Raw genomic sequence first — 4,604 nt, 5'->3', positions numbered from 1 at the left:
CGCCGGCGTCGACTCCGCCTCGGCGGCGGTGCCGGAGAGGACGGCGCCGAGCAGCGCGCGCGCCTTGGCGTCGTCCAGCCGCCTGGCCGGGTCCTTCTCCAGCAGGCCGAGGATGACCTCGCGCAGCGGACCGGCGTGGCGGGGATCCTCGACCGGCTCGGTCATCACCGCGGTGAGGGTGGCGATCGCGGAGCCCTTGTCGTACGGCGGGACGCCCTCGACGGCCGCGTACAGCAGGCCGCCCAGCGACCACAGGTCGGCCGCGGGGCCGGGCTTGTGGCCGCGGGCGCGCTCCGGCGAGATGTAGGAGGGGGCACCGACCAGCATGCCGGTGGAGGTGAGCGACGGGTCGCCCTCGATCTGCGCGATGCCGAAGTCGGTGAGGACCACCCGGCCGTCCTCGGCCATCAGCACGTTGGACGGCTTCACGTCGCGGTGCAGGATGCCCTCGCGGTGGGCGGAGCGCAGCACGTCGAGGACGGCGAGGCCGACCTCGGCGGCACGGCGGGGGTTGAGCGTGCCGTCCTCGCGGATCACCTCGGCGAGGGACTTGCCGTCGACGATCTCCATCACGATCCACGGCCGGTCGTCCTCGTCGACCACGTCGTAGACCGTCACCGCGCTGGTGTTGCGGATCCGCGCGATCGCCTTGGCCTCGCGCAGCGTGCGCGTGATCAGGCGGCGCTTCTCCTCCTCGTCGATGTTGGCCGGAAATCGCAGTTCCTTGACGGCGACCTTCCGGCCGAGCGTCTCGTCCTCCGCGCGCCAGACCGTGCCCATGCCGCCTCGGCCGAGCACCGCCTCCAGTCGGTAGCGCCCGGCGAGGAGACGTCCGGTCCTGTCCTGACGAGGTGTCCCCGCCCGCTCCGTCTCCGACATGCGTCCCCTCATGCAACCCGCCCTGACAGAGCTTCCATTGTCCCCCACCCGACAAGTGGGCGGGCCGCCGGGTAGCACCTGAACGGGCGTGCCGTACGCGAGCGATGACGGGCTGCCACGACAACGTCGTCACCGCGCTCGCACCCGCCCCCACCTCTCACCCCGGCCCCACCCGCCCGGGGCGCCCTCCCCCGCGCCGCCCCGGCACGACCGCTTCCGCACGCCGGGGTCGCGCATCACGCCCCGGCGCCCCGCGCGGCGCCGGGGCGGTCAGGAGCGGACGATGTCCGGCGCGCCGAGCCTGGCCGCGTCGGCCGTGAGGTCGTCTGGCTGGCGCTGGGACTCCCGCTCGGCCTCCACCCGCTTCTCGTAGTGCTCGACCTCCCGGTCCACCCGCTCCGCGTCCCATCCCAGGACCGGCGCCATCAGCTCCGCCGCCTCCCGCGCGCTGCGCGTCCCCCGGTCGAAGGTCTCGATGGAGATGCGGGTCCGCCGGGTCATCACGTCGTCCAGGTGCAGCGCGCCCTCGTGGCCGGCCGCGTAGACCACCTCGGCCCGCAGGTAGTCGTCGGCGCCGCCGAGCGGAGCCCCCAGCGAGGGATCCTCGGCGATCAGGGCCAGCACCTCCTCGGCCAGCGAGCCGTAGCGGTTGAGCAGGTGCTCCACCCGCACCACGTGCAGGCCGTGGCGGGCGGCGATCTGCGCCCGCGCGTTCCACAGCGCCCGGTACCCCTCCGCGCCGACCAGCGGGATCTCCTCGGTGACGCAGGGCGCGACCCTTCGGTCGAGCCCGTGCACCGCCGCGTCCACGGCGTCCTTGGCCATCACCCGGTACGTCGTGTACTTGCCGCCCGCGACCACCACCAGCCCGGGCACCGGGTGCGCCACCGTGTGTTCCCGGGACAGTTTGCTGGTGGCCTCGGACTCGCCGGCCAGCAGCGGCCGCAGGCCGGCGTAGACGCCCTCCACGTCGTCCCGGGTGAGGGGCACGGACAGCACCGAGTTGACGTGCTCCAGCAGGTAGTCGATGTCGGCGCTGGAGGCCGCCGGATGCGCCTTGTCGAGGTCCCACCCGGTGTCGGTGGTGCCGACGATCCAGTGCCGCCCCCAGGGGATGACGAACAGCACGGACTTCTCCGTCCGCAGGATCAGCCCCGTCGAGGAGTGGATGCGGTCCTTGGGCACGACCAGGTGGATGCCCTTGGACGCCTTGACGTGGAACTGGCCCCGCTCGCCGACCATGGCCTGGGTGTCGTCGGTCCACACACCGGTCGCGTTGACGATCTGCTGGGCGCGCACCTCGTACTCGCCGCCGCCCTCCAGGTCCCTCACCCGCGCCCCCACCACGCGCTCCCCCTCCCGGACGAAGCCGGTGACGCGGGTCCGGTTGGCGACCTCGGCCCCGTACGCGGCGGCGGTGCGCACCAGGGTGGCGACGTAGCGGGCGTCGTCCATCTGGGCGTCGTAGTACTGGAGCGCGCCGGTCAGCGCGTCCTTGCGCAGACACGGCGCCACGCGGAGGGCGTGACGGCGGGTCAGGTGCCGGTGCCCCGGCAGCCCCCTGCCGTGGCCGCGGGCCAGGGACATCGCGTCGTAGAGCGCGACGCCCGTGCCGGCGTAGGCGCGCTCCCACGCCTTGTGCTGGAGCGGGTAGAGGAAGGGGACCGGCTTCACCAGGTGGGGGGCGAGCCGCTCCAGCAGCAGGCCCCGCTCCTTCAGCGCCTCCCTGACCAGCGCGAAGTCCAGCATCTCCAGGTAGCGCAGTCCGCCGTGGATCAGCTTGCTGGAGCGGCTGGAGGTACCGGAGGCCCAGTCGCGGGCCTCGACCAGACCGGTCACCAGCCCCCGGGTCGCGGCGTCCAGCGCGGTGCCCGCACCGACGACCCCTCCTCCGACGACCAGGACGTCGAGTTCCCGTTCGGCCATGGCCGCCAGGGACCCGTCGCGCTGCTCCGGCCCGAGTGTCGCTGTCCTCACCGCTGCCTCCCACGCTGTTGTCGTGTGCCGCTGCCGGTCGAACCGGGTGGGTCACCCGTGCTGATCGATTCTCACCGGCCTGTCGCGGATCGGCCACCACCCCTCACTGCCCTGTGGACGGACCGCCCGGCGTTCCCGCACGTCACTGCCGTCCCTTCACCCTTGAGGCTGATCCGCGGGATCAACACGCGCACGTCGTCCACAATCCCGCATAACGGTCATATTTACTCCTAGTCTGACAGTGCGCTCGCCCATTCCGACCTCCCGGCTTGCGCCCCTGTCCCACTCCGGCTATCGGAAAGGACGGCCCACCCATGCCCGCAGACCTCGCCGTCATCGGCCTCGGCCCGCTCGGCCTGCCGCTGGCCCAGGCCGCCGTCGCCGCCGGCGTCCCCACCCTCGGCTACCGCACCGGACCGGACTCCGGCTCCCTGACCGCCGCCGAACTCCGCCGCATGCTCGCCCGCGGTTTCCGCCCCACCACCAGCCCCGACGAACTCGCCCGGGTCCGCACCGCCGTCATCTGCGCGCCCGTCACCCGTGCGGCGGACGGCGGACTGGACCTCACGGAGGTCGCCTCCGCCGGCCGCACCCTGGCCGCCCGGCTGCGACCGCACACCACCGTGATCCTCGAGTCGCCCGTCCACCCGGGCACCACCGACGGCTTCCTGCGCGACGTGCTGGAGCGGGGCTCCGGGCTGACGGCGGGCCGCGATTTCCACCTCGCCTACTCCCCCAGCCGCGTCGACCCCGGCAACCGCTCCTGGACGCCCGGCAACACCCCCACCGTCGTGGGCGGCCTCACCCCCGCCTGCACCGAGTCGGCGATCGCCTTCTACTCCCGGATCACCGACCGCGTGGTGCGGGCCCGGGGCCTGCGCGAGGCGGAGACGGTGCACCTGCTGGAGACCAACTACCGGCACGTCAACATCGCCCTGGTCAACGAGATGGCGGTGCTCTGCCACGGCCTCGGCGTCGACCTCTGGGACGTCATCCGCTGCGCCGAGACCAAGCCGTTCGGCTTCCAGGCCTTCCGCCCCGGCCCCGGCGTCGGCGGCCACGGCCTTCCCCGCGACCTGACCGCCCACACCGCCGACCCCGACGGTCCCGCCCTGCGCATGGTCGAACTCGCCCGGCAGGTCAACGACGGCATGCCCCTGTACGTGGCCCGGCGGGCCGCCGCCCTGCTCAACGAGCACGGCAAGTCCGCACGCGGGGCCCGGGTACTGCTGCTCGGCGTCACCTACAAGCCCGACCTCGACGACGAGCGGAACTCCCCCGCCGAGGAGATCGCCGTCCGGCTCGGGGAGCTGGGCGCCCAGGTCCTCTTCCACGACCCGTACATCGGAGAGTGGCGCGTTCGCGACCGCCCCGTACCCCGCGCCGACTCGCTCCACGAGGCCGCCGCCAACGCCGACCTCACCATCCTGCTCCAGCAGCACCGGGCCTACGACCTGCAGAGTCTGTCGGTGAAGGCCCAGCTGCTGCTGGACACCCGGGGCGCCACACCCACCGGAGCGGCCCACCGGCTCTGACGACGCGGCACCCCCACGGGCGGGCGGTCCATTGGCCGAAAACCGGCCATGGCGGCGGGGCTCCACTGCTACTCTGCCCCTTCTTCGTACACCCGCTCGCACCAACGGGGGAACTGTCATGACCCAACCAACACCTCCTCAGCAGCCCGCCGAGGGCAACCCGTACGCCGCCGCTCCCGGCGTCCCGCCCCAGGGCGCGCCCCAGGGCGGCCC

The 4,604-nt window shown here is 73.4% G+C and carries 3 protein-coding genes; 1 reads left to right on the top strand and 2 read right to left on the bottom strand.

Annotation, left to right across the window (positions count from 1 at the left end):
• Nucleotides 1-879 (bottom strand): serine/threonine-protein kinase (locus HW445_RS19430; RefSeq protein ID WP_180222265.1); only part of this gene is annotated, 879 nt, incomplete at its 3' end.
• A 270-nt stretch (nt 880-1,149) separates the two neighbouring features.
• A complete protein-coding gene (locus HW445_RS19425) occupies nt 1,150-2,856 on the bottom strand; it encodes a glycerol-3-phosphate dehydrogenase/oxidase (protein WP_180222264.1) in 1,707 nt (568 codons plus the stop codon).
• A 314-nt stretch (nt 2,857-3,170) separates the two neighbouring features.
• Between HW445_RS19425 and HW445_RS19420 the strand changes: the two genes are divergently transcribed.
• Nucleotides 3,171-4,391, top strand: a complete 1,221-nt coding sequence (locus tag HW445_RS19420) for a nucleotide sugar dehydrogenase (protein ID WP_180222263.1) — start codon at nt 3,171-3,173, stop codon at nt 4,389-4,391.
• Nucleotides 4,392-4,604: the final 213 nt, after the last annotated feature.

Source organism: Streptomyces sp. UH6, assembly GCF_013421635.1.
In the GTDB taxonomy this organism is placed as follows: domain Bacteria; phylum Actinomycetota; class Actinomycetes; order Streptomycetales; family Streptomycetaceae; genus Streptomyces; species Streptomyces abyssomicinicus.
The sequence above is the reverse complement of the archived record's forward strand: the minus strand, read 5'-3'. Positions and strand labels throughout refer to the sequence as shown.

Bases quoted from the DNA above. Each gene is read 5' to 3' on its own strand.
- HW445_RS19420 (WP_180222263.1), top strand. From the start codon at position 3,171: ATGCCCGCAGACCTCGCCGTCATCGGCCTCGGCCCGCTCGGCCTGCCG.